We start from the raw sequence: 25,939 nt of genomic DNA, 5'->3' as shown, positions 1-25,939 counted from the left end.
TGCTCTACCGACTGAGCTATCCGGGCGACGAGGTGTATTAAACGGTTTTTCGCTTCTTAGGTCAACAATAAAATTCAAATAAAATATCGTTTGATGAAATTGTGCTCGGAGTGGGCTGTTTTTATGCGTTTTAAATGGTGATACACCTTGCTTTAAGCGTTCTTGGGAATTAAACGATGAGTTTGTTTGCCTGATTAGTAAGCCAAAAATAATAAAGCACGTTTGAAAACGTGCTTTAAGTTAGTAAATTGGCTCTAAGCTAGTGCTTTACAGAGAACTTATTGACCCATCCTTCCAGATCATTCGCTAAAGAAGCCAGGCTTTGAGTGCTTGATTGACTCTCTGTGACCACTGAATTTAGCTGATAACCGCTTTCTTCAATCAGGTTTATGCGGTGTGCAATATCGTCGCTGACATGGGTTTGCTCCGCAGCGGCCGTTGCGATTTGTTGGCTCATTGTCGTAATGGCTTCTAATGCTGTCACTATCTGTTGTAGAGCTTCAGAAGCACTTTGGGACTGTGTGACTGTGCTTTGACTGGTCTCGGCGCAAATCTCCATTGTTTGGATAGCATGGCGAGAACCTTGCTGGAGGTTTGAGATCATGTTCTGGATCTCTTTTGTACTATCTTGAGTGCGGCCAGCAAGTTTGCGAACTTCATCGGCCACAACAGCAAACCCTCTGCCTTGCTCACCCGCGCGAGCGGCTTCAATGGCTGCGTTTAGCGCCAGTAAGTTAGTTTGCTCTGCGATATCACCAATGACGTCTAAAACCTTGACGATGTTGTTTACATCCTGATCTAAATTAGCTACCGCCAGACTGGCTGTATTTAATTGATTTGCAAGTCCCTGGATATTATCCACTGTACTGCAGATTAGTGATTGAGTTTGTTGGCTTTGTTTGTCTGCTTCATCCGTATTTCGCGCGGTATCATTTGCTGACGTTGCGACTTGATTAGCTGATGACGCCATTTCTGTCATCGCTGTCGCAATCATAGCGGTTGATTCCTGTTGTGATAGGGTCAAATCAGCAATGGTTCCAGAGCGAGATTCAACTGCGGATAACTCTGAGCGCAGAGCGAGCATAGAACTATCGAGATTCGTTACCATTGTGGCCAGAGACTGACTCATGTTTTGCACAGCATCGTAAATACTATCTTTTGGGGCTACCGTATCGAAACTTGTCTGTATATTGCCCTGAGAGACTGCCTGAACGGCTTGGCGTACGTCATGAGGCTCTCCTCCTAATACGTTCAGCATCTTGCGGATAGCGATGATTAGGCTGGTAAGAATAGCACCTGCGATGAAGAGGCATAGAATGAGTTGCCATTGTGCAGTAGCCCAAAATCGTGCATTTACCTCGTTAAATCCAATACCAGTACCAACAACCCATCCCCAGTGAGGCGTTTTTTCTGCTATTGAATGCTTCTCTTCAATGCTTCCGTCGGTTTGTGTTTGGCTCCATGTATATTCGACAATTTGGCCTGTTTTGTTATCCAAAATATCTAATATTAATTGGCCAACGCTATTGTTATTGCTGTCTTTGAAGTCATGGAAGCTGGTGCCATGCAGTTGTGGATCGAGAGGCGCAGCGACAAATACCATGTTCTCATCGGCAACATAAACGTATTCATTGTCTTTATAGATATTGTTGCGAAGCAGGCGAGTCGCCAGTGCTTTTGCTTCATCTTCCGGAAGTTCACCACTTGCAGCCATTGCTTCTACTTCGGTCAGAATGCTATATGCGCTCTTGAACAGTTCTGTCACTCGAGCTTTGTTATCAAGGTTACTTGCAACTCTCAGAGTCCATAAACCAGTAGCGGTTAATGCGAGCAACGCCAGCAATATAATCGCAGACAGTAAATAGGCTTGAGTTTTTAGTTTCATATTTGGGCTCACAAATTTTTTAGTTGCTATGCAAAGCATGGCTTATTTTAGAAATTGAATAGACAAGGCATCTTATTGAAGAAGGAAATGAGCGCCTACAAGTGCTTGTTTAAACTATGATGGAGATTAAATTTTTATCGTGAAATAAGTTTTTCAAGAAGTGAGCTTTATATGTGGGGGCGGGGCTATGAGTGAAAGTCGTGATTGGGTAGGGGAGAATGTATAGATAAAAAAAAGCCGCATCATGTGATGCGGCTTCTTGAAAGTGGCTCCTCCTGCTGGGCTCGAACCAGCGACCTGCGGATTAACAGTCCGTCGCTCTACCAACTGAGCTAAGGAGGAACTATTCTGTTTGTGTCTTGCTAATCAATTAAATTAAGCAAGTGCACCAAATAATGGTGCCTCGAGGCGGAATCGAACCACCGACACGAGGATTTTCAATCCTCTGCTCTACCGACTGAGCTATCGAGGCAAAAGAATGGTGCCGACTACCGGAATCGAACTGGTGACCTACTGATTACAAGTCAGTTGCTCTACCTACTGAGCTAAGTCGGCACACTTTATTCTTTTTAGAAGAGTGGACTCTTCTTTTTTAGAATTCCAACTAAATGAAACTCTAGAAATTGGCTCCTCCTGCTGGGCTCGAACCAGCGACCTGCGGATTAACAGTCCGTCGCTCTACCAACTGAGCTAAGGAGGAATTATTCTTTTAACAACAAAAAGTTGTTTGTGTCTTGCAAATCAAATTAGATTAAGCAAGTGCACCAAATAATGGTGCCTCGAGGCGGAATCGAACCACCGACACGAGGATTTTCAATCCTCTGCTCTACCGACTGAGCTATCGAGGCAAAAGAATGGTGCCGACTACCGGAATCGAACTGGTGACCTACTGATTACAAGTCAGTTGCTCTACCTACTGAGCTAAGTCGGCACACTTTATTCTTTTAACTATTGTCCGTGCTAAACACCAACAATTAATAAACTGTGGTGCCCGGAGGCGGAATCGAACCACCGACACGAGGATTTTCAATCCTCTGCTCTACCGACTGAGCTATCCGGGCAACGGAGCGCTATTAAACGGATTTTCCTGCTTTCCGTCAACCACTTTTTTTAAATAATTTCAAAAAAGTGGTTGTTCGAACGCTTTTTGTTCAACTCGTGCTAGAAAGTTTGCACAGAGTTAAATTCCTTTTTGAAATTTGTAACTTTTTCTAGGTAGCGTCGTGCTTCTGCATTGGGATGTTTTTTAGTTAGTGCCCAATAAACCTGGTTAGGTTGCAGAGAATTCAGATCCCGCATCGCACGTTTTCGGTCACTGCGGTTAAAGGTATTGAGAACGCCACCAGTACCGCCGTTGTACGCGGATATCATGCTGTATTCGAGCGAGGTAGGGTGACTGACCTCTTTTAAATAACGATTCTTCAAGATATAGAAGTAAGCGGTTCCGGTATCAATATTGTTTTCTGGGTTAAACAAATACTCTGGACTTGGTTGGCCCGAGCGATTTTTTACCAGCGCGAAAACGTCTCTGCCTGCTGTTTTTGGTACGACTTGCATCAAGCCATAGGCATTCGCCCAACTGACGGCATATGGATTAAAACTGCTTTCTGTTTTGATAATGGCGTAAATTAGATCTTCGGGGATGTCGTATTTCTCTGCAGCTCGGCGCACGATGTTCGCATATTGATAGCTGCGTTGGATGAAGTGATCTTCCACCATGGGAATTTCTACGTAGTACGCTTTTTTGAAGTCGACGTCTTTGGTTTTTATTTCGTGGTTAATCAGGTAATCGGCAAAGCGGTTAGCTCGCCATGACCACTGAATCGGTTTCTTATCTTGGTCGACGACTTGTTTGTAGAGAAAAGGCTGACCTTCAAGTTTGATATCTTTTGAAGAAAACAGATCGACATTCGCTGGGTCATCAGGAGTGAGTAGTGTTGTGATGATGGCGTTTTTGAGGTGCTTTTGTGGTTCGGTTGGCGAAACGGTTTCTATAGTGATCACGCCTTTTTGGAAATCAACTTCAGCTCTACTTAGGTAGTTATCGATATATTTTACGTAATTGCTTTTACCTGCGAGCTTAACTTCTCGTTTTCCCCATTTTTTTTGGATATTACCGGAGAAGCTATTGATCAACGAATCGAGAGCTGCGGTGTCTTTCTCAAATTGTCCTGGTAACTCGGCTAAGTTATTGGCGAAGCGATTGGTTGGCTCGTACTCGACATCATAAAACTTTTCGACGACCTCGCGACTACAGCCTGCCGTTAATAGAAGGGCTGCAACGATAAAGACAATTTTTTTCATGGCTAATTATTTGATGGGATGGTGTGGCAATGACACCACAAGGTGCTACGTGATGTCATTGTTTCTGAATAAACTTATTTTATTTGAACAAGTTATTCGCTAGGTGGCGTGTAACCATCGATGTGAACGTCTTTGCCTTCGAACAGGAAGTTCACCATTTCAGTTTCGATCAGTTTACGATGCTCTGGATCCATCATGTTAAGCTTCTTTTCGTTGATCAACATGGTTTGTTTGTGTTGCCATTCAGCCCAAGCTTCTTTAGAGATATTATCAAAAATACGTTTACCTAGCTCACCTGGGTAAAGTTGAAAGTCTAGACCTTCGCCTTCTTTCTTTAGTCGAGCACAAAACACAGTGCGGCTCATAATGACTCCTTGCATTCAATTAACGAAGTTCGTGGGGTAGCGTTTCCAGCAATAGTTTAACTGGCGCGGCTAAGCCTACTTCTTCAGGTTTAGATAAGTTATACCAAAGACCTTTGTTACCTTCCATTATCACATCAGGTTGCTTTGACAGGTCAATCAAAATTGGTGTGATATCGAGATGGTAATGACTAAAGGTATGGCGGAAAGTGATCAGCGTTTGCTGTTCTTTAATGTCATTAGCTTGAATGCCGCGTTGTTCCAACAGCAAATCAATATCGCTTTCGACATCAACATGTTCGGTTTGTGGAAAGCAGAATAGCCCGCCCCAAATTCCAGTTTGAGGTCTTTGTTCCAGCCATACTTCGTGCCCATTTGCATTTTTATGATGCAGCATCACAAAGCGGGTTTGCTTCACCGGTTTGTCTTTCTTGGGCTTTTTACCAGGGTAGTCGAGGATATTACCTTGTTTTTTCGCTACACAAAGATCAGCAACAGGACATAGTGTGCATTTGGGTTTGCTGCGTGTGCAGACCATTGCCCCTATGTCCATCATGGCTTGGTTATATTTGTCGACATCTGTTTGTGGGGTATGTGCCTCGGCAATTTCCCACAACTTGTTTTCCACTTTCTTCTGACCTGGCCATCCATCAACGGCAAAGCATCGAGAAAGTGTTCGCTTCACGTTACCATCGAGGATCGCATGAGGCTGTTTATGTACGGATGACAGTACAGCCGCCGCAGTTGAGCGGCCAATTCCTGGCAGTGCATTCATTTGTTCGATATCTAGAGGGAATTCACCGTTATATGTTTGGGCCACCTCTTTTGCTGCTTTATGAAGGTTGCGTGCTCGGGCGTAATAACCTAGACCCGTCCAAAGGTGCAGCACTTCATCTTGCTCTGCATTAGCAAGATCGACCACGGTCGGAAATCGCTCTAAAAAGCGTTGGTAATAAGGAATCACCGTAGTGACCTGTGTTTGCTGAAGCATGATTTCAGACAACCAGACACTGTATGCGGTTTTGTTCTGTTGCCACGGAAGATCTTTTCTTCCATATGCGTCATACCATTCTAAAATGGCACTGGCGAAAGGGGTCACGACTTGCTCTGTATTCTATTATTGGTTAGGGGCAAAATTGCACCACATATTGGGTGATAAGTACAACGGATAAAGTGTGGGGATATTACAGGGATCATCATAGCTTTTGAGTCATGATAGACCGAGAGCTCAACAAAAACTTGCACCCGAGTAAATTCTTTGGATAATCCCCGCTTTGATTAATCAATGTGCAGGCAAAATCAATGAGTGAAGTAACCACTAACGAATACAACGAAGACGGCAAACTGATCCGTAAAATCCGCAGTTTCGTTCGTCGCGAAGGCCGCCTAACTAAGGGCCAAGAGAGTGCGATGAATGAGTGCTGGCCAACGATGGGTATCGATTACAAAGCAGAACTTCTTGATTGGAAAGAAGTCTTTGGTAACGACAACCCGGTTGTACTTGAGATCGGTTTTGGTATGGGCGCTTCACTGGTTGAAATGGCAAAGAACGCACCTGAGAAAAACTTCATCGGTATTGAAGTACATAGCCCAGGTGTTGGCGCTTGTCTTGCTGATGCACGTGAAGCGGGTCTGACTAACCTGCGCGTAATGTGTCACGATGCGGTTGAAGTGTTTGAGCACATGATCCCAAATGATAGCTTGGCGACTCTACAACTATTCTTCCCTGACCCATGGCACAAAAAACGTCACCACAAGCGTCGTATCGTACAGCTAGAGTTTGCTGAAATGGTTCGTCAGAAGCTTATCCCTAATGAGGGTATCTTCCATATGGCAACGGACTGGGAAAACTACGCTGAGCACATGATTGAAATCATGAACCAGGCACCAGGCTTTGAAAATATTGCTGAAGAAGGTGACTTTGTTCCTCGCCCTGAAGAGCGCCCATTGACTAAGTTTGAAGCTCGCGGCCACCGTCTTGGTCACGGTGTGTGGGACATCAAATTCAAGCGTACTGCTTAAGGAGCCAGGTGATGTACCACTATGCGATATTAGCGAATCCGGGTCATAACCGTATTTATTTTGATAGCGCAATGACCATCGCATGTTCAGAGCTAAAAGCAATGCTGGCTTCTGAAGGTGTTGAAGTGACTGAAATTGGCAGTAAAGATGTCGGCTTACCTGCAGCATTGGTGTTCTCGTGTGCAAAAGCGCTCAACGACGAGCAGTCACGCAAGATTGCCGCATCATCTATCTACTACGCGCTGTTTGAAGTGCGTGAAGATGGTTTGCTACGTCCAATTCAGGCGCCTGCGTTCAACACTTTCCCTGAGAGCATGAGTCAGATCCTGCGTTATACCGGAAAAACAAACGAACAGTTTACGCGTTTGATGGTAAACCTTGGCGTGAGTGCCGCTAACACAGATAGCGCGCAACTGACGTTAATGGATCCGATGTGTGGTAAGGGTACAACACTATTTGAAGGTTTGATCCATGGCTTGAACGTGGTGGGTGTTGAGATCAACCAGAAATGGGTTCAAGAGATCCAAACCTTCGTCGTTAAGTTTATGAAGAACGGTCGCTTTAAGCATAAAGTGAGCAAAGAAAAGCGCACTTCTGGTGGTAAGAAAGTGGCCGATGGTTTCGTGGTTGAAGCTGCAGCAACAAAAGAAGATTACAACCAAGGTAACCTTCAGACGATGAAGCTGTACTCGGCGGATACTCGTATCGCAGACCAAGTTGTGAAGAAGAGCTCGGTGGATGTCATGGTGTCTGACTTGCCTTACGGCGTGCAGCACGGCAGTAAAAATGCCAAAGACAGCAAACTGAACCGCAGCCCGTTAGAGCTATTAAAAGAAGCTCTGCCTGCATGGAAAGTGGTACTGAAAAAGCAAGGCTCTGTGGTGTTGTCTTTTAACGAGTTCACACTGAAATGGAAAGATGTCGCGGCATTATTTGAAGAACAGGGGTGGAAGGTGCTTTCAGAAGACCCTTATATCGGTTATCTTCACCGCGTGGATCAATCTATCAACCGCAACATTATTGTGGCAGTGAAACCATAATTGATTGTTCGATAACAAATACTTGAAAAGCCAACACACTGTTGGCTTTTTTTACCTCTGAATTAAATCAGTGATAATAAGGTGAACAATGAAACCTACAGTGGAAATTTTGACAGATATTCTGACCGAAGTTCGTCCTTTGATCGGTCAGGGAAAAGTAGCAGACTACATTCCAGCTCTGGCAAAAGTGCCCAGCAACAAGTTAGGTATTGCGGTATACACCAATAACGGCGAAGTGATTAAGGCGGGAGACGCCGACGAGCCTTTTTCTATCCAGTCTATTTCTAAAGCCCTGAGCCTGACGCTGGCAATGTGCTTATATAAACAAGAAGAAATATGGGCAAGGGTAGGTAAAGAGCCTTCTGGCCAGGCCTTTAACTCTTTAATCCAGTTAGAGATGGAGCAGGGCATTCCACGTAACCCGTTCATCAACGCTGGAGCGATAGTGGTTGCCGATCTGCTGCAAAGCCGTTTGTCTGCACCGCGTCAGCGCTTGCTTGAATTTGTTCGTCAGCTTTCCGGCGATACCCACATTGTGTATGACAAAGTGGTGGCCGCTTCTGAAATGATGCATGGTGACCGCAACGCTGCGATCGCTTATCTGATGCGCTCATTTGGTAACTTCGAGAATGAAGTTATTCCAGTGCTGCAAAACTATTTCCACGCCTGCGCATTGAAGATGAGCTGTGTTGATTTGGCGAAAACCTTTAGCTATTTAGCCAACAAAGGTACGTCTGTGCATACCGGTAAGCCGATTGTCTCACCAACTCAGACTAAGCAGTTGAATGCGCTGCTCGCAACGTGCGGGCTTTATGACGGTGCAGGTGAGTTTGCCTACCGAGTCGGTATGCCGGGCAAATCTGGCGTGGGTGGCGGCATTATTGCCGTCGTACCGGGGGATATGACCATTGCAGTCTGGTCTCCGGAGCTCGACCCTGCTGGTAACTCTTTAGCTGGCACTAAAGCTTTGGAATTGCTTTCTGAGCGAATCGGTCGTTCCATTTTCTAGAGCTGGCCATTTTTATCAGAATAAATAAAAATGCCTCTCACATAGAGAGGCATTTTTTATAGCTTGATATCAGATACGCTTATTCGTCTTCTTCTGCCATAAACGCTTCGAGCAAGTCGTTCAGGAAAAGCTTACCTTTTTCAGTGATTTGCCAGTATGATTCTGTCTCACTCAAATACCCCAGCTCTAACGCCCAGTTGATGGTGTCTTGAATGCTACTTAGCGGTAACCCTGTAGTGTCGATAAAGTCTTGTTTCGGACACGCTTCCATTAAGCGGAAACGGTTCATAAAGAACTCAAACGGACGGTCTTCATCTTCGACGAATTGTTCAGTATGCAGGTATGGCTTAACCATATTTTGGTATGCAGCCAGATACCCACGAGGGTGTTTTACTTTCGTGGTACGAATGATACGTCCATCAGCAAAACTCAGCTTACCGTGTGAGCCACAACCAATGCCGAGGTAATCCCCAAAGCGCCAGTAATTGAGGTTGTGCTGGCATTGGAAGCCCGGCTTACTGTAACCAGAAATCTCGTATTGTACGTACCCAGCAGCCGCCAGCTTTTTATGTCCTAGCTCGAAGATGTCCCATAAGTCATCGTCGTCAGGTAGCGTCGGCGGCTTGTAGTAGAACATGGTGTTTGGTTCTATGGTGAGCTGATACCAAGACAGGTGTGGCGGATCTAGCTCAATCGCTTTGTCCAGGTCGGCCAGAGCCTGTTCGATACTTTGATCAGGCAAGCCGTGCATCAAGTCGAGGTTAAAGCTGTTTAAGCCAATTTGGTGAGCAAGGTTAGCCGCATTGACGGCCTCATCTTTGCCATGAATCCGACCAAGACGCTCTAACTTCTCTTGCTCAAAACTTTGCACACCAATGGAAATACGCGTCACCCCTGCTTTTCGGTAGCCGCCAAAACGTTCTGCTTCAATTGTGCCCGGGTTAGCTTCCATCGTAATTTCGATGTCAGTTTTGAATGGAATGCGTTTTTCAATGCCTTTTAACAGGCACTCAATCCCTTGTGCTGAAATCAGGCTAGGCGTACCGCCTCCGATAAAGATCGAGTGCAGAGGACGCGGCGCATCGTTCAAGCGATACTTCTCAATGTCGGTATCCAGATCTTCCAGCAGGGCGTTGATGTATTGCTCTTCTGGGATCTCTGCCTTGAGCTCATGCGAGTTGAAATCACAGTATGGGCACTTTTGTACACACCATGGGATGTGGACATAGAGACTGAGTGCTGGGGGCGTTAATATGGTCAAACTCGTTTACCTTACTGAGCAGCTTGTTCAGACAGATGAGCAAACAGAGACTTAAGCGCTTTACCACGGTGTGATAGCTGCTTTTTACGCGCAGGTTCTAGCTCCGCTGATGCGCAGTCATCCTCTGGTACAAAAAAGACAGGGTCATAGCCAAAGCCATTCTCACCGTGTGCTTCTGTCAGGATACGGCCTTCCCATTTGCCATGACAAACGATAGGCGTTGGATCGTCTTTATGACGCATCAGAACCAATACGCAGTGGAAACGTGCGGTGCGCTCCGCCTCTGGTACACCTTCCATTGCTTTTAACAGCTTTTCTAAGTTCTCTTGATCTGTCGCGCCTTCTCCCGCGTAACGCGCAGAGTAGATGCCAGGTGCACCGTTAAGGTAGTCGACTTCTAAACCAGAATCATCAGCGATTGCCGGTAGACCTGTTTCTTGTGCTGCGTGGCGGGCTTTGATGATCGCGTTTTCAATAAACGTGGTGCCTGTTTCTGCAACTTCAGAAACGTTGAATTCGCTTTGTGCTAATACTTCGAATCCGAAATCGGATAGCAAATCAGCCATCTCACGTACTTTGCCTTGGTTGCCGGTTGCTAACACAATCTTTTTCATGGGGTTCTCTTTTCATTGTGATAAGGAGAACATGTCCTTCTCCTTATCGTTTTATTTCTAACTTTATATGGCTTTTGGTCTGCAGGTGTCCAAAAGCTTTTAGATCATCATGATCTAATTACTTTTCGACATATCACTCTTCAACATAAAACTTCTGGGTAAATTGAAGCTTTCCTGAGCCTTTATTTCCCGATTTTACATCAATATCGAAGGTAAAAGTTTCTTCATGTGTGACTGGCAGTTCCGCTAGGTAGTAAATGGCGTCACCTTCTTTGACTTCTCGGAAGGTTAACTGCTGAGTTTGACCAATCAGGTTCTTAGCTTGCCCAGCAACTTGTGCTTCTAACGCCGGTTTTCCGAGTGAGGCTCTGTCCAGCACACTAATATTGATGATCGCAAGATAGCCATTACGTTTGATGTCATAGCTTCGCGCTATTTTAGGCGTCAAAAAGGTAGAGTTAAACGCTACGTAATGCACTTCGATGTCTTTCATGTTTTTGAACTGTTCAGCGAAAGTTGGGAAAGACAATAGGCTGATCAGTAACGCGGTAATCCATTTGTTCATTGTGAAATCCTCAAGGAGACACTTCCATTTAAGTTTAATTTAAATAACCGGTTCGAAGGTTAAATAAAAAGCCATCATAAGATGGCTTCTATGTCAGTAGGTATCTGGGTAGGCGATTCTATCCGAATTTGTTTGTGTCGTCCCAGTTCGCCTTTTTCTATGTGAACCAAACCTTTAGCGACTTTAAACTGCTTAGCCAAGAACTTGGTGAGATGCGCATTGGCTTTACCATCGACAGGCGGCGCAGTAATGGCGATTTTTAACTCTTCGCCATGCAAGCCGACGATTTTATCGCGGCTTGCTTTGGGTTGAATATAGAGTCTTAGGACAATGTCCTCGCCATCGCGCCAAACTGCGGCTGACACTACAGTTGGAACCAGATAGGGCCGATAATATCGCCCATCAGGAAGTTGGCGAATTGTAGACCAATAAACAGAACCAGGACGCTAAGATCCAGACCACCGAATGCAGGAAGAATGCGACGGATTGGCGCGCACATTGGTTCTGTCAGCTGGTGGAATACATATTCGATAGGGCTGCGGCCTTGGCTAACCCAGCTTAGGATTGCACGAATCAGCAATACCCAGAATAACAAGCCGCCAGCAGCTTTAATCAGAGACAGTAAGCCCAGGAATAGGAACTCGATACTGAAAGACACAGAACCGCTAGATGCGATTAGGATCAATGCAACGAACTTAAGTACACACAATAGATACGCAAAGAGAACAGTAGCCAGGTCGATATTACCTACAGACGGAATAAAACGACGCAGAGGGCCAATCACAGGTTGAGTAGCTTTAACGATAAATTGCGAGAAAGGGTTATAGAAGTCTGCGCGCGCAGCTTGCAACCAAATACGCAATATAACGACCATGATATACAGGTCAAATAGGGTTGAGATGAGAAAACTCATTGAATTCATAAGGTACCCTTAACAAGTGGTGGATGGCTTTTCTCTGTAAGCATCCAGATAATTAAAATAGTTTTTCCATTTCTTCCGCACGAGCAACCGCTGCCTGCATTGCTTTTGCTACGATATCAGAAAGTTGATGTTCGTTGAATGTGCGTAGTGCTTCCGCTGTTGTGCCGCCTTTAGAGGTGACATTTTCACGGAATGTGGATAGCTCAGTCTCTGGATTAGCCACAACCATGCTTGCAGCACCTAATGCAGCTTGCTGAACCAGCAGACGAGCTGTGTCTTTATCAAAGCCTTGTGCTATTGCTTCTGCTTGCATTGCTTCCATAAACAAGAAGAAGTAAGCCGGCGCGCTACCGGCAGCAGCAATCACGTTGTTGATGCCAGACTCTTGTTCTACCCAACACACTTTACCTACCGCTTCCATTAATTGAGCGGCAAAGTCTTTATCTTGCTCAGTAACGTGTTTTGGAGCGAAAAGACCACTCATGCCTAAACCGAGTTGGGAAGGCGTATTTGGCATCACACGAACCAAGTTCAATTTGGTCGCTAGCATCTCATCTAAACGTGAACAATTAATGCCAGCAGCGATAGAAATCACTAACTTGTTACTGAAATCGACAGATTGCAGTGGTTTACATACTTCCGCCATCATTTGTGGTTTCACAGACAACACCACTACATCCGCTTCTGATGCAGCGAGGATGTTATCGCTGGTCGTACGGATGCCAAAATCTTGCTCGAGTGGCAAGCGGCGTGTTTCTGAAGGTGCTGTTGCCACAATATTTTGTGCCGGGTAACCATTTGAGACTAAGCCAGAAATGATGGCTCGCACCATGTTACCTGCACCGATGAAGGCAATCTTTTTATGTTCCATTTGTCTGATTTCCATTGTGATACTTTACTATTTATAATGCACAGGTGTGCATAGTGACAATTAAGTCTTACCGCTTAACTTTGTGATGCGAAGATTGAGCTTTTTTCGCTTACTGGTAATGGCTATTCACTTTTTGAGTTATAGTCACGTGCGCCAAAAATCGCTGTTCCGATACGAACCATAGTACTACCGGCTTCTATCGCCGCCTCCATGTCGCCACTCATCCCCATGGACAATGTGTCGATGTCCGGATACTGCTGCATAAGCGCTTGCTTCAATGCCGCCAGTTTCTGGAACTCATGAAGTTGTGCATCATAGTCCGATACGTTAGCAGGAATAGACATCAATCCTCTTAAGGTGAGGTTAGGAAGGCGAGAAATCAACTCAGCCAGTTCGAATATTTCTGCATCGGTTACGCCAGACTTTGAGTCTTCGCCACTGGTGTTCACTTGAATCAGTACCTGTAAGGGTTCTAATTCGCTAGGGCGTTGATCATTAAGACGTTGCGCGATCTTTGCGCGGTCGATGGTGTGAACCCAATCGAAATGTTCAGCGACAAGGCGTGATTTATTGGACTGAATTGGGCCTATGAAGTGCCATTCTATGCAATTATCTGGATAATGCAGTGCAAAGTGCTGAACTTTATCCACGCCCTCTTGCACATAGTTTTCACCAAATGCGGTTTGACCAGCTTGGTAAGCTTCAAGAATGGCTTCAACGGGTTTGGTTTTACTTACCGCTAGAAGTTGCACTGACTCCGGAGCACGACCGCATTTTTGCTCGTCGTTGCGAATTTGAGAGGTGATATGTTCAATATTTTGTTGAATACTACTCATAGCTGTACTTTAGACTTAAGGATTTTAAATGGATATCACTGAGTTACTGGATTTTAGTGTAAAACATAATGCCTCAGATCTACATCTTTCTGCAGGTGTACCACCTATGGTCAGAATTGATGGCGATGTGAGAAAGCTCGGGATTCCAGCGTTTACACACCAAGAGGTTCATCGCTTGGTATTCGAAATCATGAATGACGCTCAACGCAGTGAATTTGAAGAAAAACTCGAAGTCGATTTTTCTTTTGAACTACAGAACGTTGGTCGCTTTCGTGTCAACGCATTTAACCAGTCCCGCGGCTGCGCGGCTGTATTTCGTACCATTCCAAGCAGCATACCAACGCTTGAGCAACTCGAAGCTCCAGAAATCTTCAGCAAGATTGCCAGTGGGCAAAAAGGCTTAGTTCTGGTAACCGGACCAACCGGCTCTGGTAAATCGACGACTCTAGCTGCCATTGTCGACTACATCAATCGTAATCACAATAAGCACATTCTCACAATTGAAGATCCAATTGAATTTGTTCATACCAACAACAAATGTTTGATCAACCAGCGTGAAGTCCACCGTGACACTCATAGCTTCCAAAACGCCTTACGCAGTGCGTTGCGTGAAGACCCGGATGTCATCTTGGTTGGTGAGATGCGTGATAAAGAAACCATCAGTCTTGCATTGACCGCCGCAGAAACCGGTCATTTGGTTTTTGGAACGCTACACACCAGCTCAGCCGCAAAAACCATCGACCGTATTATCGATGTATTCCCGGGTAGCGACAAAGACATGGTGCGTTCAATGTTGTCAGAATCGTTGAGTTCAGTCATTGCCCAGAAGTTACTTAAGCGCAATGGTGGTGGCCGAGTCGCCTGCCACGAAATCATGATGGCGACACCAGCAATCCGTAACTTGATTCGTGAAGATAAAGTCGCACAGATGTACTCGATAATTCAAACTGGTGCGGCACACGGCATGCAGACTATGGAGCAAAATGCTCGTCAGCTATTGGCGCAAGGTATTGTTTCTCACGAAGAGGCCGACAGCAAAGTCGGGCTTGATGTACAGCAGTTCTCGTAACACTCATACAGTTAATGGTGAATACGGAAAATGGATCTGAATAAATTTCTTGAAGGTATGCTGGCGCTGCAAGCGTCGGATCTTTATATCACGGTCGGTGCGCCGATTTTGTTTCGTGTCGACGGCGAGTTACGTCCGCAAGGTGACAAGCTGACAGAAAATGATGTGGCGCAGTTGCTGGATAATGCAATGGATCCTGAGCGTCGTCAGGAGTTTCGAAAAAGTCGAGAGTCTAACTTTGCTATCGTCAGAGACTGTGGTCGATTCCGTGTCAGTGCCTTTTTCCAGAGAGAATTGCCGGGCGCGGTTATTCGCCGTATTGAGACCGACATCCCTACCTTTGAGCAGCTCAAACTGCCTCTGGTGTTGCAAGATTTAGCGATCGCCAAGCGAGGTCTGGTGCTGGTGGTTGGTGCGACTGGCTCTGGTAAGTCGACCACAATGGCGGCGATGACAGGCTACCGAAACAGTAATAAGACCGGGCATATCCTGACGGTAGAAGATCCGATCGAATTTGTTCATGAACACCAGCGTTGTATCGTAACCCAGCGTGAAGTCGGTTTAGACACAGAAAGCTACGAAGTGGCACTGAAAAACTCCCTGCGACAGGCTCCGGATATGATTTTGATCGGCGAAATCCGCAGTAGAGAGACCATGGAGTATGCGATGACCTTTGCTGAAACCGGGCATTTGTGTATGGCGACTCTCCATGCTAACAATGCCAACCAGGCATTAGAGCGGATTCTGCATTTAGTACCTAAAGATCAAAAAGAGCAGTTCTTGTTTGATCTGTCTATGAACTTAAAAGGCGTGGTTGGTCAGCAGTTGATCCGCGATAAAAGTGGGCAGGGACGTCATGGTGTATTTGAGATCCTGCTGAACAGCCCGCGTGTTTCGGATTTAATCCGTCGTGGCGATCTGCATGAACTTAAGTCGACCATGGCTCGTTCAAATGAGTTTGGTATGCTGACCTTTGACCAGTCGCTCTACAAGTTAGTGATGCAAGGGAAAATCAGTGAAGAAGATGCACTGCACAGTGCTGATTCGGCAAATGACCTGCGTCTCATGCTGAAAACTCAACGCGGTGAGCCTCTGGCAACAGGAAGCTTGGCGAACGTTAAGATTGATATGGACTAGAATTTCCCATATCTCAGACAATAAAAAAGGTTGGCACAAGCCAACCTTTTCTTTTTCAGACAAATTTACTCATTCCAAAGGTTTTCAAACCAGCTTTCTAGAATGACAACCGCGGATTGACAGTCGATATTTCCTTTCGACAGCGCTTTATAGCCTCCCATTTCGAATAGGTCTGCACGAGCTTCTGCCGTGGACAAACGTTCATCGTGCAGCTCGACGGGTAAGCCATAACGACCTTGTAGACGATTAGCAAACTTCTTCGCGCGTGGAGTAATGGTTTCCAAGTCTTTACCGTGTAGGTCTGTTGGTAAACCCACAACCAATAAATCCGGTTGCCATTCTTTGATCTGTTTTTCGATGTCGTCCCAGTTTGGAATGCCATCATTGGCTTTAAAAGCCTTGAGCGGAGAGGCGGTACCGGTAATTTCCTGGCCAATCGCGCTGCCGATGCTTTTGGTTCCAAAATCAAAAGCCATAATTGTACGTGACATAAGGTGTCTCTAATCTCAATCTAGGGGAACAGTCTGCTTTATCAGGCATGTCCTGCATCAGAAGAAAGCTGACTCGGATCGATCCCCAGTTTTTCTACTGCTTTTTTCCAACGGTCTGTAATTGGGGTATCAAAGATGATTTCTGGCGTAGCTTCAATGGTCAGCCAGGAGTTTTCAACTAACTCATTTTCCAGCTGCCCTGCGCTCCAGCCTGCGTAACCCAATGCAACTAAATAGTCGCTTGGCTCTGCTTCGGTCCCCAACACAGTCAGAATGTCTCGCGAGGTTGTCACTGCAAGCTCGTCGGTCATCTGAATACTGGATTCATAGTAATCTTTTGGTTTATGCAGAATAAAGCCACGATCTTCTGAGATCGGGCCGCCGTTATATACAGGCCGGTCAAGGCTTGCTTCGAACAAACGCGGGTGTACAGGTTGTACTTTGACTTGCTTAAGCATGTTACCCACCGTGATATCGACTGGCGCATTGATTATCAACCCCATTGCGCCTTCTTCGTTGTGCTCGCAGACGTAGATCACGCTATTCTGGAAATAGGGATCTTTCATTCCAGGCATGGCAACTAAAAAATGGTTTGTGAGGTTCATATTCATACTGATCCTTAGGACTCAGAAGTGCACTTAAGCAAATTGGCAGTATATGCATGAATTTGCTTAAGTTTGCATTTGGCTCTCTACTATAACTTTACTATATATTTAGGGTCTGTTGACCTTTCGTGCTGATTTTTGCAGCTGTTTGTGGGTTCTTTATACAAGGCAGAGGCTTTGAAATGTAGTTGGCCTACCTGATAAGCCGATAACGCAGTAGAAAGTATCCACAAACGCTGCCCGAAGGGTTCGGCTAAAAGCGCTTTACTCTTTGTTGAGAGGTATTTTGCTTAGAATGACTAGGCTACAAACCTCTCGCCGCGATTAAAACGTTTTTATCTCGAACAAAAATTAACCACGTAAGATAAACAGACCCTATTTATTCGCCTTTTACTCGGCGTTCAATGGCATCCATTAGTTTGCCCGTGATTGAGATATCAAATGCTGCTTCGATTTCACGAATACAGGTCGGGCTGGTTACGTTGATTTCTGTCAGCTTATCGCCAATCACATCAAGACCCACAAAAATAAGCCCTTTTTCTTTCAGAGTTGGCGCTACGGTTTGGGCAATTTTAATGTCTGTTTCACTTAGAGGACGAGCTTCGCCCGTGCCGCCCGCCGCAAGGTTACCGCGCGTTTCGCCTTTCGCCGGAATACGTGCCAGACAGTAAGGCATTGGCTCGCCATCAACCACGAGAATGCGCTTGTCACCATTGCTGATATCAGGCACGAATGTTTGTGCCATCGCGTAATTCTGACCATGGTTAGTCAGCGTTTCGATGATCACTGATACGTTTGGATCGTTCTCTTTTACGCGGAAAATAGACGCACCGCCCATACCGTCAAGAGGCTTTAAGATCACATCGCCGTGTTCTTCACGGAATGCTTTAATCTTTTCAGCTTTACGCGTAACGATAGTGGTTGGAGTCAATTCCGGGAACCAGGCCGTAAACAACTTCTCGTTACAATCACGCAGACTTTGAGGTTTGTTGACGATCAGTGTGCCTTGCTCTTCTGCACGCTCAAGGATGTAAGTTGCGTAGATGTATTCAGTGTCAAACGGAGGATCTTTACGCATCAGAACCGCGTCTAACTCAGATAGCTCGATAGTTTGCTCTGATTTGAATTCGTACCAGCCGTTTGGATCTTCTTTTAGCTCAACCACTTTGGTGTCGGCAATGGCCACACCTTGGTCGAGGTGAAGATCATTCATTTCCATGTAGTGGATTTCGTAGCCGCGGCGTTGCGCTTCAAGCATCATGGCAAAGCTAGAGTCTTTCTTGATGTTAATGGACGAAATTGGGTCCATTACAATACCGAGTTTGATCATTATTTTTCTCCGTTTTAACCAAGATCGCCGAAACGAACTTGTAAAGCTGTAATTGCGGTAAGAGCCGCGGTTTCGGTGCGAAGTACACGCGGACCGAGAAGCGTCTCTTCAAATTGGTACTCGCGCGTCATATCGATTTCTTCAGCTGACAAACCGCCTTCAGGGCCAATCAGCAGGCGCACTTTTTCAACTGGTGTAGGCAGGGTGTTGATCGAGTATTTGGCACGGGGGTGAAGGTTGAGCTTAAGTCCATCGTACTCTTCTTTGCTCCACTCTTCCAAGCTCATGATTGGGCGAATTTCTGGAACGATGTTACGTCCACACTGCTCGCAAGCACTGATAGCAATCTTCTGCCATTGGGCCAGCTTCTTCTCAAATCGTTTCTGATCGAGCTTCACGCCACAACGTTCAGAAATAAGGGGAGTGATGGTATTTACCCCGAGTTCTACCGACTTTTGAATGGTGAATTCCATTTTGTCGCCCCGTGAAATCACCTGTCCTAGGTGAAGATCCAAAGGGGATTCAATGCTGTTCTCTACGCGCTCAGAGATGTCTACGAGAACATTCTTTTTACTGACTTCTGCGATAACTGCGGGAAACTCTGCACCACTACCGTCAAATAGGAGGACTTCCTGACCTTCCTTCATACGAAGTACGCGACCAATATGGTTAGCGGCGTCGTCACTTAAAGCGAGTGTACCAAGTTGGTGAATGGTTTCTGGATGATAAATTCGAGGGATACGCATGAGATTTCCAGCAAGAGAATAAACTTAGTTCCTAACATGGATGCTTTCCATCGAAAAAACAAGGGGCAAGAGGCGTTTCAATTGGAGTAAATGAAACGCCTCAAACAGAAAGATTAGCGATCATCGCGATTGGTGAGGATTACAGTGCGCGACAGGCCTCTTGAACGAATGGATTATGGTTGCCCTGTACTTTGGCAATGCGCTTATCACGTTCACATTCCCATTTATCGGCTGGGTAGGTTTTGTTCCATGCACTCATTAACTGAGTTTGTTGCTTGGACAGTTTGAAACCGTACTCCTTGCTCATATAAAGATAGGTGCGAGCGATGGATCCGCGTGCTCGATCGGGTGGCATGACTTTGCGTTGCTTGAAGTTTACCTGGACTTCGCAACGACCGTAGGTAGCGCCATCGACCCCATTCCACTGACTGAAATTGTAGTTAGAGCGATCACCATTTACCTCACCAATTGCGGGAGTCAGGTTGTGCAGGTCGGCTTCCATTGAGCGGAATGTTTTGTCATTACGCGAGCAGTTTTTACGACCACCGCTTTGCCAGCATTGCAGCTGGTGCCCAAATTGCCAAGCTGGAACGACGTGTTCCCACTCGATGCGCGAAGCACGCTTTTCTTGTTTACGAACCTGGTAACCACAAGAGGAAAGATCAGGTAAGCCTTTCTTGCCTTGCCATTGAATATCACAGCCGCAATAAAAGCTGGTGGGATGATCTTGATAGATTTTTACCGCTTCGCGCTTAGCGGCTGAAAATGAACTTGGTGGCGCGGCCACGGCTGCACTGGATAGTGCAAGAATGAATAAAGAGAACAGGTATTTCATGGTTAAAGTCTTTAAAAAGTATGACTTTATCCATTCTATCACTCGGATATTAGCTTTCGTAATAAGCAAGTTAATAATTAAAAAAGAAAAATAGAACTTGTTGGTTATTGTTTTTTTTAAGTACTAGCTAAGCTGAATGCCAGTGAAGCTAAGAGGCTGACGACACTTTTGGCACGAATATACGGCTTGTTTGCGCAGCACTTTGTTGTGGCGACGAATAGAAAGGGGATATTTCGTGCAGTGACAACGGTATTCGAAGGTTTTGCCTTGAACGGAAGTGACTGCGAAACTATGTGTGGTTTTGGCCGGAACGTTAAATACGGATTCCATTACGGTTTGCCACTCTTTGCCATGAGGACGGACGCGACCGTAAACCTGATATGTGATTAAGTGGGCGACCTCATGCGGTATCACTTCTTGCAAGAACGCTTGGGTGTTTTCTTTAAATAAAACCGGGTTAAGGCGAATCTCATTGAGCTGAAGGTACGCTTTTCCTGCTGCTTTACCTCGGACTTTAAAGGTCAGGCTGGGAATAGGGAATGAACGCTTAAAAGCATGTTCAGCTAATGCGATATAGTGCGCCATCACCTGTTTTGCTTTGTAGCTTAGTTCAATGTCCATTCGTTCCTCTCAAGTTCAATAAAAAGCCCCCGCAGTTGCGAGGGCCGGATCATAGCATCACTGAATTAAGGTGTGTGTTTTTTCTTAATCGTTGCATGGTAGGCGTGCCAAGTACCGTAGCCGAGAATTGGCATGGTAAATAACATACCGATACCGTAAGTGGCAAAACCAATTAGGATGCCGCCACTGATGATTGCGGCCCATACAATCATTGCTGGAATGTTGGATTTGACCGCATTAAAGCTGGTGAATACCGCCGTCATCATATCAACTCTGCGCTCCATCATTAATGGAATAGAGAAGGCAGAAATGCTGAATACCACGCTTGCTAGTACAAAACCAATGAGTGACCCAATCACTAAGAAGGGCAAGAACTCTGTCAGCGGTGCACCTTGAACGGAAGGGTACAATGCATGGAGAAGTGCGGCGATTCGCATCCAGAAAATCATACAAACCGCAAGCAGAACCGCAAATGCCCATTGAGAGCTTGAGTTACGACCTATCGCTTTCATTGAGTGGAACAGGCGAGCTTTGTGTCCGCGCTCTCGTTCCCAACTGGCGTCATACAATCCTAGGGCTAAAAATGGCCCAATAAGCATGTAGACGATTAAGCTCGGCATCACGACAAGGTGCGTCCCTTGCCATTGTACAAGCAACACGATGCCAATAGCCGCAGCCATGAAGCACAAACCATAAAAAGCACTAATGAGCGGCATGCGCACGAAATCATGTAGCCCTAGTGCGAGCCAGTGGAAAGGCGCGCTAAGATTGACCGTGTTGCACGGAATGGTTCTAGCGTATTCGTTGTCAGGGACTTCCTTTCGTTTGCTATGGAAGTCGGATGGATTGACTGTTCGAGGCATAACTCCTCCTTGGCTTATTCCTACACAGTTGTCTGTCAAATGACTTGTACCTGTCGGAGTAAATAATTGTTCATTCTAACGCGTTCAAATACTCGATAATTCCGCGACAATGTTTGACTAAAAAATAATTGTTTATCAAAACATTACGCGTTAATTTCAGGCGTTTTTACTACGCTATTCCTGACCATTTGCTTACTTGGACTGGTTCTAACCCCTATAAGTTTTAAAAGCATAAAGGATGTTTAGCTAACGTTTTCCCCAAGGTTGCTGTCGTCACACTAGCTTACATCCACGTTGTTACGGAACCGCAATTTAACAATATTTTAACTATTGGCGGAGTTGGGGGAATTTACAACTATTTGCTTAAAATTTGTTCTTAGTGGGTGGGGCTGGAGGATAGAGAAGGAGGGGAGTCGGGGGAAACAAAAAGCCCCCACCATAAGGCGAGGGCTTTGGAAATTCAGAGCAAGCTCGATTACTTGATGCCAGCGAATTCGCGAAGAAGTGCTGCTTTATCAGTCGCTTCCCATGGGAATTCTTCACGACCAAAGTGGCCGTATGCTGCTGTCTTCTTGTAGATTGGCTGCAGAAGGTTAAGCATTTCTTGTAGACCGTATGGACGTAGGTCGAAGAACTGACGTACTGCTTCAATGATGATGTCGTGAGATACTTTCTCAGTACCAAACGTTTCCACCATGATTGACGTTGGATCCGCCACACCGATAGCGTAAGAAAGTTGGATTTCACAACGGTCAGCCATACCAGCTGCAACGATGTTTTTCGCTACGTAACGCGCTGCGTATGCTGCACTACGGTCAACTTTTGATGGATCTTTACCTGAGAACGCACCACCACCGTGACGAGCCGCACCGCCGTAAGTATCTACGATAATCTTACGACCAGTCAGACCACAGTCACCCATTGGACCACCGATTACGAAACGGCCAGTTGGGTTGATGAAGAAGTTAGTCTCTTTGTTGATCCACTCTGAAGGTAGAACTGGCTTGATAATCTCTTCCATTACCGCTTCACGCAGTTCAGGAGTTGAGATTGAATCACAGTGCTGAGTTGATAGAACAACAGCATCGATACCTACGATCTTACCTTGGTCGTATTGGAACGTTACCTGAGATTTCGCATCTGGACGTAACCAAGGAAGTGTACCGTTCTTACGTACTTCTGCTTGTTTTTCAACAAGACGGTGAGAGTAAGTAATTGGAGCTGGCATTAAAACTTCAGTTTCGTTACATGCGTAACCGAACATGATGCCTTGGTCACCGGCGCCTTGCTCTTTTGGATCCGCTTTATCAACACCTTGATTGATATCTGGTGACTGTTTACCAATTGTGTTTAGTACTGCACAAGAGTTCGCATCAAAACCCATATCTGAGTGTACGTAGCCGATTTCACGAACGGTTTCACGAGTTAGCTCTTCAATGTCAACCCATGCTGAAGTCGTGATTTCACCACCCACCATTACCATACCGGTTTTAACGTAAGTCTCACATGCAACACGAGCCTTTGGATCTTGCTCTAGAATCGCGTCAAGAACCGCATCAGAAATCTGGTCTGCAATTTTATCTGGATGACCTTCTGATACTGACTCAGAAGTAAACAGGTGCTTAGCCATGTTAGCTCCACTATATCTGGTTTAAAACTGGGGCATGATAAACGCTCCAGCGCAAAATAATACTAATATATGCAGGTGTATCTACATCTAGACGGCTATTCTAAGTTTGATTGCTCGAATTACAAGCTCTTTTTTGGTTTTTGTCACAACTAAACGTTTGCGTGAGTTATTTATTATTTTGGGAGTTTCAGGGGATTTAAATTCACAGATGCAATATTTGTGAGGTTTTGGGGTGGAAATCGTTTGCACACCCTGAGGGGCTTTGAGAGAATTATGACCAATTTTTTCGTTTCGCTTAACGTACTCAGGAGCAGACATGTCGTCTCGTAAACATCTTGCCAATGCAATCCGTGCTCTAAGCATGGATGGTGTTCAACAAGCTAACTCAGGTCACCCAGGTGCACCTATGGGTATGGCTGATATCGCTGAAGTTCTTTGGCGCTCTCACCTAAACCACAACCCATCGAACCCAGAATGGGCTGATCGTGACCGTTTTGTACTTTCAAACGGCCATGGCTCAATGTTGATTTACTCTCTACTACACCTAACGGGTTATGAGCTATCAATCGACGATCTGAAAAACTTCCGTCAGCTTCATTCAAAAACTCCGGGTCACCCAGAGTATGGTTATGCACCAGGTATCGAGACAACAACAGGTCCTCTAGGTCAAGGTATTACTAACGCAGTTGGTATGGCAATGGCTGAAAAAGCACTTGCTGCACAGTTCAACAAAGAAGGCCACGACATCGTTGACCACTTCACTTATGCATTCTTAGGTGATGGCTGTCTGATGGAAGGTATCTCGCACGAAGCTTGTTCTTTGGCGGGCACACTAGGCCTTGGCAAACTGATCGCATTCTGGGATGACAACGGCATCTCTATCGATGGTCACGTTGAAGGTTGGTTCTCTGACGATACACCTAAGCGTTTTGAAGCGTACGGCTGGCACGTAATCCCTGCAGTAGACGGTCACGATCCTGAAGCAATCAATGCTGCAATTGAAGCGGCTAAAGCAGACCCTCGTCCTACATTAATCTGTACTAAGACGATCATCGGTTTCGGTTCTCCTAACAAGTCTGGTTCTCACGACTGTCATGGTGCGCCTCTAGGTCAAGACGAAGTTCAAGCAGCACGCGAGTACCTTGGTTGGGAATTCGGTCCATTTGAAATCCCAGCAGACGTATACGCAGATTGGGATGCAAAAGAAGCTGGCGCAGCTAAAGAAGCGGCTTGGAACGAGAAATTTGATGCTTACGCTGCGGCTTACCCAGCAGAAGCAGCTGAGCTGAAGCGTCGTCTAAATGGCGAGCTACCTGCAGAGTGGGAAGAGAAAGCAAACCAAATCATTGCTGATCTTCAATCAAACCCAGCAAACATTGCGTCACGTAAAGCATCGCAAAATGCGCTAGAAGCGTTTGGTCAAATGCTTCCTGAATTCATGGGCGGCTCTGCTGACCTAGCACCTTCTAACCTGACTATGTGGTCTGGCTCTAAGTCTCTTGAAGCGAATGACTTCTCAGGTAACTACATCCACTACGGTGTGCGTGAGTTCGGTATGACTGCAATCATGAACGGTATCGCACTACACGGCGGTTTCGTTCCTTACGGCGCAACGTTCCTAATGTTCATGGAATACGCGCGTAACGCAATGCGTATGGCTGCTCTGATGAAAGTTCAGAACATCCAGGTTTACACGCACGATTCTATCGGTCTTGGCGAAGATGGCCCAACTCACCAACCAGTTGAGCAAATGGCTTCTCTACGTCTGACTCCGAACATGAGCACATGGCGTCCATGTGACCAGGTTGAATCAGCAGTGGCTTGGAAACTGGCTATCGAGCGTAAAGATGCACCGACAGCGCTTATCTTCTCTCGTCAGAACCTTGCACAACAAGAGCGTACTGCAGAGCAAGTTGCAGACATCGCGAAAGGTGCTTACATCCTGAAAGATTGCGAAGGCAAGCCAGAGCTTATCCTTATCGCAACAGGTTCAGAAGTTGAGCTAGCGGTTGAAGCAGCAGCGCAACTAACTGCAGAAGGCAAGCAAGTACGTGTTGTTTCAATGCCATCAACAGATGCATTCGACAAACAAGACGCCGCTTACCGAGAAGCAGTTCTGCCATCAGACGTTACAGCGCGTATCGCTATCGAAGCGGGCATTGCAGACTTCTGGTACAAGTACGTAGGTTTCGGTGGCAAGATCATCGGTATGACTACCTTCGGTGAATCTGCACCAGCAGGCGAACTGTTCAAGATGTTCGGCTTCACTACAGAAAACGTAGTAAATACTGCAAAAGAGCTATTAGCGTAATTAAATACGTTAATGAAAAGCCGAGCAGCGATGCTCGGCTTTTTTATACCCATAGTGCCGGTAAAAGGCACATACTTAATGCGTTTTTGTTTGTCATCGGGTACTATCTGTGACACGAATTATTGGTAGGGCGAAGGATAAATGCTAAAGGTTGCGATCAATGGATTTGGGCGTATAGGTCGTAATGTTCTGCGAGCTGTGTACGAAAGCGGCAAACATCAGCAGATTAAGGTTGTAGCGGTAAATGAGCTGGCTCAGCCTGAAGCGATGGCGCACTTACTTCAATATGACACCAGTCATGGCCGTTTTGGCAAAAAGATCTCTCATGACCAAGAGCACTTATACGTTCACCACAACTCATGCCATCAAGATGCTGGCGAATATGATGCTATCCGTATCTTACACCTAGCCGACATTGAACTTCTTCCTTGGCGTGACCTCGAAGTTGATATCGTATTAGATTGTACGGGTGTCTATGGCTGTAAAGCTGACGGCTTAGCGCATATAGAAGCGGGTGCTAAAAAAGTACTGTTTTCCCACCCTGGGGCAGCCGACATCGATAACACCATTATCTACGGTGTAAACCACGAAACCCTTAAAGATGAACATG

The 25,939-nt window shown here is 45.8% G+C and carries 27 protein-coding genes and 7 tRNA genes; 7 read left to right on the top strand and 27 right to left on the bottom strand.

All coding sequences use genetic code 11. The features are described 5' to 3' along the window. Nucleotides 1-259: 259 nt before the first annotated feature. From L9Q40_RS10100 to mutY, 11 genes are all read right to left on the bottom strand, one after another. Nucleotides 260-1,885, bottom strand: a complete 1,626-nt coding sequence (locus L9Q40_RS10100) for a methyl-accepting chemotaxis protein (RefSeq protein WP_498793176.1) — start codon at nt 1,883-1,885, stop codon at nt 260-262. Between the two features lie 266 nt (nt 1,886-2,151). Further along, a tRNA-Asn gene (locus L9Q40_RS10095) sits at nt 2,152-2,227 on the bottom strand. 54 nt (nt 2,228-2,281) lie between these two features. Continuing rightward, a tRNA-Phe gene (locus L9Q40_RS10090) sits at nt 2,282-2,357 on the bottom strand. A 7-nt stretch (nt 2,358-2,364) separates the two neighbouring features. After that, nucleotides 2,365-2,440, bottom strand: a tRNA-Thr gene (locus L9Q40_RS10085). Between the two features lie 69 nt (nt 2,441-2,509). Beyond that, a tRNA-Asn gene (locus L9Q40_RS10080) sits at nt 2,510-2,585 on the bottom strand. Between the two features lie 72 nt (nt 2,586-2,657). Continuing rightward, a tRNA-Phe gene (locus L9Q40_RS10075) sits at nt 2,658-2,733 on the bottom strand. 7 nt (nt 2,734-2,740) lie between these two features. Beyond that, nucleotides 2,741-2,816 (bottom strand) — tRNA-Thr (locus L9Q40_RS10070). Nucleotides 2,817-2,870: 54 nt separating this feature from the next. After that, nucleotides 2,871-2,946: transfer RNA gene (locus tag L9Q40_RS10065), tRNA-Phe, on the bottom strand. Nucleotides 2,947-3,046: 100 nt separating this feature from the next. Next, entirely contained in the window at nt 3,047-4,189 is a 1,143-nt protein-coding gene (gene mltC / locus L9Q40_RS10060) for a membrane-bound lytic murein transglycosylase MltC (protein WP_498793175.1), read from the bottom strand. A gap of 92 nt (nt 4,190-4,281) precedes the next feature. Further along, nucleotides 4,282-4,554, bottom strand: a complete 273-nt coding sequence (locus tag L9Q40_RS10055; RefSeq protein WP_014233043.1) for an oxidative damage protection protein — start codon at nt 4,552-4,554, stop codon at nt 4,282-4,284. Between the two features lie 19 nt (nt 4,555-4,573). Then, a complete protein-coding gene (mutY, locus tag L9Q40_RS10050; protein ID WP_498793174.1) occupies nt 4,574-5,650 on the bottom strand; it encodes an A/G-specific adenine glycosylase in 1,077 nt (358 codons plus the stop codon). A gap of 203 nt (nt 5,651-5,853) precedes the next feature. On the opposite strand from mutY, the gene trmB reads away from it, so the two are divergent. The 3 genes from trmB (at nt 5,854) to glsB (ending at nt 8,622) form a co-directional block, all read left to right on the top strand. After that, the gene (gene trmB, locus L9Q40_RS10045) at nt 5,854-6,573 is read left to right on the top strand and encodes a tRNA (guanosine(46)-N7)-methyltransferase TrmB (protein WP_014233041.1); all 720 of its coding nucleotides are present in this window, start codon (nt 5,854-5,856) and stop codon (nt 6,571-6,573) included. A gap of 11 nt (nt 6,574-6,584) precedes the next feature. After that, nucleotides 6,585-7,613, top strand: a complete 1,029-nt coding sequence (locus L9Q40_RS10040) for a TRM11 family SAM-dependent methyltransferase (RefSeq protein ID WP_498793178.1) — start codon at nt 6,585-6,587, stop codon at nt 7,611-7,613. A gap of 88 nt (nt 7,614-7,701) precedes the next feature. Then, nucleotides 7,702-8,622, top strand: coding sequence for a glutaminase B (gene glsB / locus L9Q40_RS10035; RefSeq protein ID WP_372377340.1), 921 nt, complete (start codon nt 7,702-7,704; stop codon nt 8,620-8,622). A gap of 79 nt (nt 8,623-8,701) precedes the next feature. Here the strand turns inward: glsB and hemW are convergent, their stop codons facing one another. The 7 genes from hemW to L9Q40_RS10000 form a co-directional block, all read right to left on the bottom strand. Next, nucleotides 8,702-9,877: a radical SAM family heme chaperone HemW gene (hemW, locus tag L9Q40_RS10030; protein ID WP_498793177.1), complete on the bottom strand. Its 1,176-nt coding sequence runs from the start codon at nt 9,875-9,877 to the stop codon at nt 8,702-8,704. 17 nt (nt 9,878-9,894) lie between these two features. Continuing rightward, nucleotides 9,895-10,497, bottom strand: a complete 603-nt coding sequence (locus L9Q40_RS10025; protein ID WP_498793173.1) for an XTP/dITP diphosphatase — start codon at nt 10,495-10,497, stop codon at nt 9,895-9,897. A 133-nt stretch (nt 10,498-10,630) separates the two neighbouring features. Then, the gene (locus L9Q40_RS10020) at nt 10,631-11,062 is read right to left on the bottom strand and encodes a DUF4426 domain-containing protein (protein WP_020334002.1); all 432 of its coding nucleotides are present in this window, start codon (nt 11,060-11,062) and stop codon (nt 10,631-10,633) included. A gap of 74 nt (nt 11,063-11,136) precedes the next feature. Continuing rightward, nucleotides 11,137-11,427 (bottom strand): DUF167 family protein YggU, encoded by a 291-nt coding sequence (gene yggU / locus L9Q40_RS10015; RefSeq protein ID WP_014233036.1) that lies wholly within the window; start codon nt 11,425-11,427, stop codon nt 11,137-11,139. Continuing rightward, complete coding sequence (locus L9Q40_RS10010) at nt 11,427-11,984, bottom strand: YggT family protein (RefSeq protein WP_014233035.1); 558 nt, start codon at nt 11,982-11,984, stop codon at nt 11,427-11,429. Before L9Q40_RS10010 ends, yggU begins: the two co-directional genes overlap by 1 nt. 52 nt (nt 11,985-12,036) lie before the next feature. Then, nucleotides 12,037-12,855, bottom strand: coding sequence for a pyrroline-5-carboxylate reductase (proC, locus tag L9Q40_RS10005; protein ID WP_498793172.1), 819 nt, complete (start codon nt 12,853-12,855; stop codon nt 12,037-12,039). A 122-nt stretch (nt 12,856-12,977) separates the two neighbouring features. Further along, a complete protein-coding gene (locus tag L9Q40_RS10000) occupies nt 12,978-13,691 on the bottom strand; it encodes a YggS family pyridoxal phosphate-dependent enzyme (RefSeq protein ID WP_498793171.1) in 714 nt (237 codons plus the stop codon). A 28-nt stretch (nt 13,692-13,719) separates the two neighbouring features. On the opposite strand from L9Q40_RS10000, the gene L9Q40_RS09995 reads away from it, so the two are divergent. Both L9Q40_RS09995 and L9Q40_RS09990 read left to right on the top strand, forming a co-directional pair. Continuing rightward, nucleotides 13,720-14,760, top strand: a complete 1,041-nt coding sequence (locus L9Q40_RS09995; RefSeq protein ID WP_498793170.1) for a type IV pilus twitching motility protein PilT — start codon at nt 13,720-13,722, stop codon at nt 14,758-14,760. 30 nt (nt 14,761-14,790) lie between these two features. After that, a complete protein-coding gene (locus tag L9Q40_RS09990) occupies nt 14,791-15,897 on the top strand; it encodes a PilT/PilU family type 4a pilus ATPase (protein WP_014233031.1) in 1,107 nt (368 codons plus the stop codon). A gap of 65 nt (nt 15,898-15,962) precedes the next feature. Here L9Q40_RS09990 and ruvX read toward each other — a convergent pair whose 3' ends face one another. From ruvX to L9Q40_RS09945, 9 genes are all read right to left on the bottom strand, one after another. After that, entirely contained in the window at nt 15,963-16,388 is a 426-nt protein-coding gene (gene ruvX / locus L9Q40_RS09985; protein ID WP_014233030.1) for a Holliday junction resolvase RuvX, read from the bottom strand. 41 nt (nt 16,389-16,429) lie between these two features. After that, entirely contained in the window at nt 16,430-16,993 is a 564-nt protein-coding gene (locus tag L9Q40_RS09980; protein ID WP_014233029.1) for a YqgE/AlgH family protein, read from the bottom strand. Nucleotides 16,994-17,372: 379 nt separating this feature from the next. Further along, nucleotides 17,373-18,323, bottom strand: coding sequence for a glutathione synthase (gshB, locus tag L9Q40_RS09975; protein ID WP_014233028.1), 951 nt, complete (start codon nt 18,321-18,323; stop codon nt 17,373-17,375). 14 nt (nt 18,324-18,337) lie between these two features. After that, on the bottom strand, nt 18,338-19,069 hold the full coding sequence (gene rsmE, locus L9Q40_RS09970; protein ID WP_118119390.1) for a 16S rRNA (uracil(1498)-N(3))-methyltransferase: 732 nt from the start codon (nt 19,067-19,069) through the stop codon (nt 18,338-18,340). Nucleotides 19,070-19,208: 139 nt separating this feature from the next. Continuing rightward, nucleotides 19,209-19,904, bottom strand: a complete 696-nt coding sequence (gene endA / locus L9Q40_RS09965; RefSeq protein WP_065297391.1) for a deoxyribonuclease I — start codon at nt 19,902-19,904, stop codon at nt 19,209-19,211. 123 nt (nt 19,905-20,027) lie between these two features. Further along, nucleotides 20,028-20,525 carry a SprT family zinc-dependent metalloprotease gene (locus L9Q40_RS09960; protein WP_065300220.1) on the bottom strand — a complete coding sequence of 166 codons (498 nt, stop codon included), beginning with the start codon at nt 20,523-20,525 and terminating at the stop codon, nt 20,028-20,030. Nucleotides 20,526-20,590: 65 nt separating this feature from the next. After that, entirely contained in the window at nt 20,591-21,388 is a 798-nt protein-coding gene (locus L9Q40_RS09955) for a DUF2189 domain-containing protein (RefSeq protein ID WP_498793169.1), read from the bottom strand. A gap of 475 nt (nt 21,389-21,863) precedes the next feature. Beyond that, entirely contained in the window at nt 21,864-23,018 is a 1,155-nt protein-coding gene (gene metK, locus L9Q40_RS09950) for a methionine adenosyltransferase (RefSeq protein ID WP_014233023.1), read from the bottom strand. Between the two features lie 87 nt (nt 23,019-23,105). Further along, nucleotides 23,106-23,336 carry a hypothetical protein gene (locus L9Q40_RS09945; RefSeq protein WP_014233022.1) on the bottom strand — a complete coding sequence of 77 codons (231 nt, stop codon included), beginning with the start codon at nt 23,334-23,336 and terminating at the stop codon, nt 23,106-23,108. Here L9Q40_RS09945 and tkt point away from each other — a divergent pair. Together tkt and L9Q40_RS09935 are read left to right on the top strand one after the other, a co-directional pair. Next, on the top strand, nt 23,335-25,329 hold the full coding sequence (gene tkt, locus L9Q40_RS09940; RefSeq protein ID WP_498793168.1) for a transketolase: 1,995 nt from the start codon (nt 23,335-23,337) through the stop codon (nt 25,327-25,329). The genes L9Q40_RS09945 and tkt overlap by 2 nt on opposite strands. A 141-nt stretch (nt 25,330-25,470) precedes the next feature. Continuing rightward, nucleotides 25,471-25,939, top strand: a 469-nt coding sequence (locus tag L9Q40_RS09935) for a glyceraldehyde 3-phosphate dehydrogenase NAD-binding domain-containing protein (protein ID WP_498793167.1), incomplete at its 3' end; no start/stop codon positions are given.

Source organism: Allocatenococcus thiocycli (genome assembly GCF_921292965.1).
Classification (GTDB): domain Bacteria; phylum Pseudomonadota; class Gammaproteobacteria; order Enterobacterales; family Vibrionaceae; genus Vibrio; species Vibrio natriegens.
Note: the sequence above shows the minus strand (reverse complement) of the source record. Positions and strands in the feature narration are given on the sequence as shown.

Coding starts and splice junctions, on each gene's coding strand:
- L9Q40_RS10100 (WP_498793176.1), bottom strand. CDS start 1,885: ATGAAACTAAAAACTCAAGCCTATTTACTGTCTGCGATTATATTGCTG.
- mltC (WP_498793175.1), bottom strand. CDS start 4,189: ATGAAAAAAATTGTCTTTATCGTTGCAGCCCTTCTATTAACGGCAGGC.
- L9Q40_RS10055 (WP_014233043.1), bottom strand. CDS start 4,554: ATGAGCCGCACTGTGTTTTGTGCTCGACTAAAGAAAGAAGGCGAAGGT.
- trmB (WP_014233041.1), top strand. CDS start 5,854: ATGAGTGAAGTAACCACTAACGAATACAACGAAGACGGCAAACTGATC.
- L9Q40_RS10040 (WP_498793178.1), top strand. CDS start 6,585: ATGTACCACTATGCGATATTAGCGAATCCGGGTCATAACCGTATTTAT.
- glsB (WP_372377340.1), top strand. CDS start 7,702: ATGAAACCTACAGTGGAAATTTTGACAGATATTCTGACCGAAGTTCGT.
- L9Q40_RS10025 (WP_498793173.1), bottom strand. CDS start 10,497: ATGAAAAAGATTGTGTTAGCAACCGGCAACCAAGGCAAAGTACGTGAG.
- L9Q40_RS10020 (WP_020334002.1), bottom strand. CDS start 11,062: ATGAACAAATGGATTACCGCGTTACTGATCAGCCTATTGTCTTTCCCA.
- L9Q40_RS10010 (WP_014233035.1), bottom strand. CDS start 11,984: ATGAATTCAATGAGTTTTCTCATCTCAACCCTATTTGACCTGTATATC.
- proC (WP_498793172.1), bottom strand. CDS start 12,855: ATGGAACATAAAAAGATTGCCTTCATCGGTGCAGGTAACATGGTGCGA.
- L9Q40_RS10000 (WP_498793171.1), bottom strand. CDS start 13,691: ATGAGTAGTATTCAACAAAATATTGAACATATCACCTCTCAAATTCGC.
- L9Q40_RS09995 (WP_498793170.1), top strand. CDS start 13,720: ATGGATATCACTGAGTTACTGGATTTTAGTGTAAAACATAATGCCTCA.
- L9Q40_RS09990 (WP_014233031.1), top strand. CDS start 14,791: ATGGATCTGAATAAATTTCTTGAAGGTATGCTGGCGCTGCAAGCGTCG.
- ruvX (WP_014233030.1), bottom strand. CDS start 16,388: ATGTCACGTACAATTATGGCTTTTGATTTTGGAACCAAAAGCATCGGC.
- L9Q40_RS09980 (WP_014233029.1), bottom strand. CDS start 16,993: ATGAACCTCACAAACCATTTTTTAGTTGCCATGCCTGGAATGAAAGAT.
- gshB (WP_014233028.1), bottom strand. CDS start 18,323: ATGATCAAACTCGGTATTGTAATGGACCCAATTTCGTCCATTAACATC.
- rsmE (WP_118119390.1), bottom strand. CDS start 19,069: ATGCGTATCCCTCGAATTTATCATCCAGAAACCATTCACCAACTTGGT.
- endA (WP_065297391.1), bottom strand. CDS start 19,904: ATGAAATACCTGTTCTCTTTATTCATTCTTGCACTATCCAGTGCAGCC.
- L9Q40_RS09960 (WP_065300220.1), bottom strand. CDS start 20,525: ATGGACATTGAACTAAGCTACAAAGCAAAACAGGTGATGGCGCACTAT.
- L9Q40_RS09955 (WP_498793169.1), bottom strand. CDS start 21,388: ATGCCTCGAACAGTCAATCCATCCGACTTCCATAGCAAACGAAAGGAA.
- metK (WP_014233023.1), bottom strand. CDS start 23,018: ATGGCTAAGCACCTGTTTACTTCTGAGTCAGTATCAGAAGGTCATCCA.
- tkt (WP_498793168.1), top strand. CDS start 23,335: ATGTCGTCTCGTAAACATCTTGCCAATGCAATCCGTGCTCTAAGCATG.
- L9Q40_RS09945 (WP_014233022.1), bottom strand. CDS start 23,336: ATGTCTGCTCCTGAGTACGTTAAGCGAAACGAAAAAATTGGTCATAAT.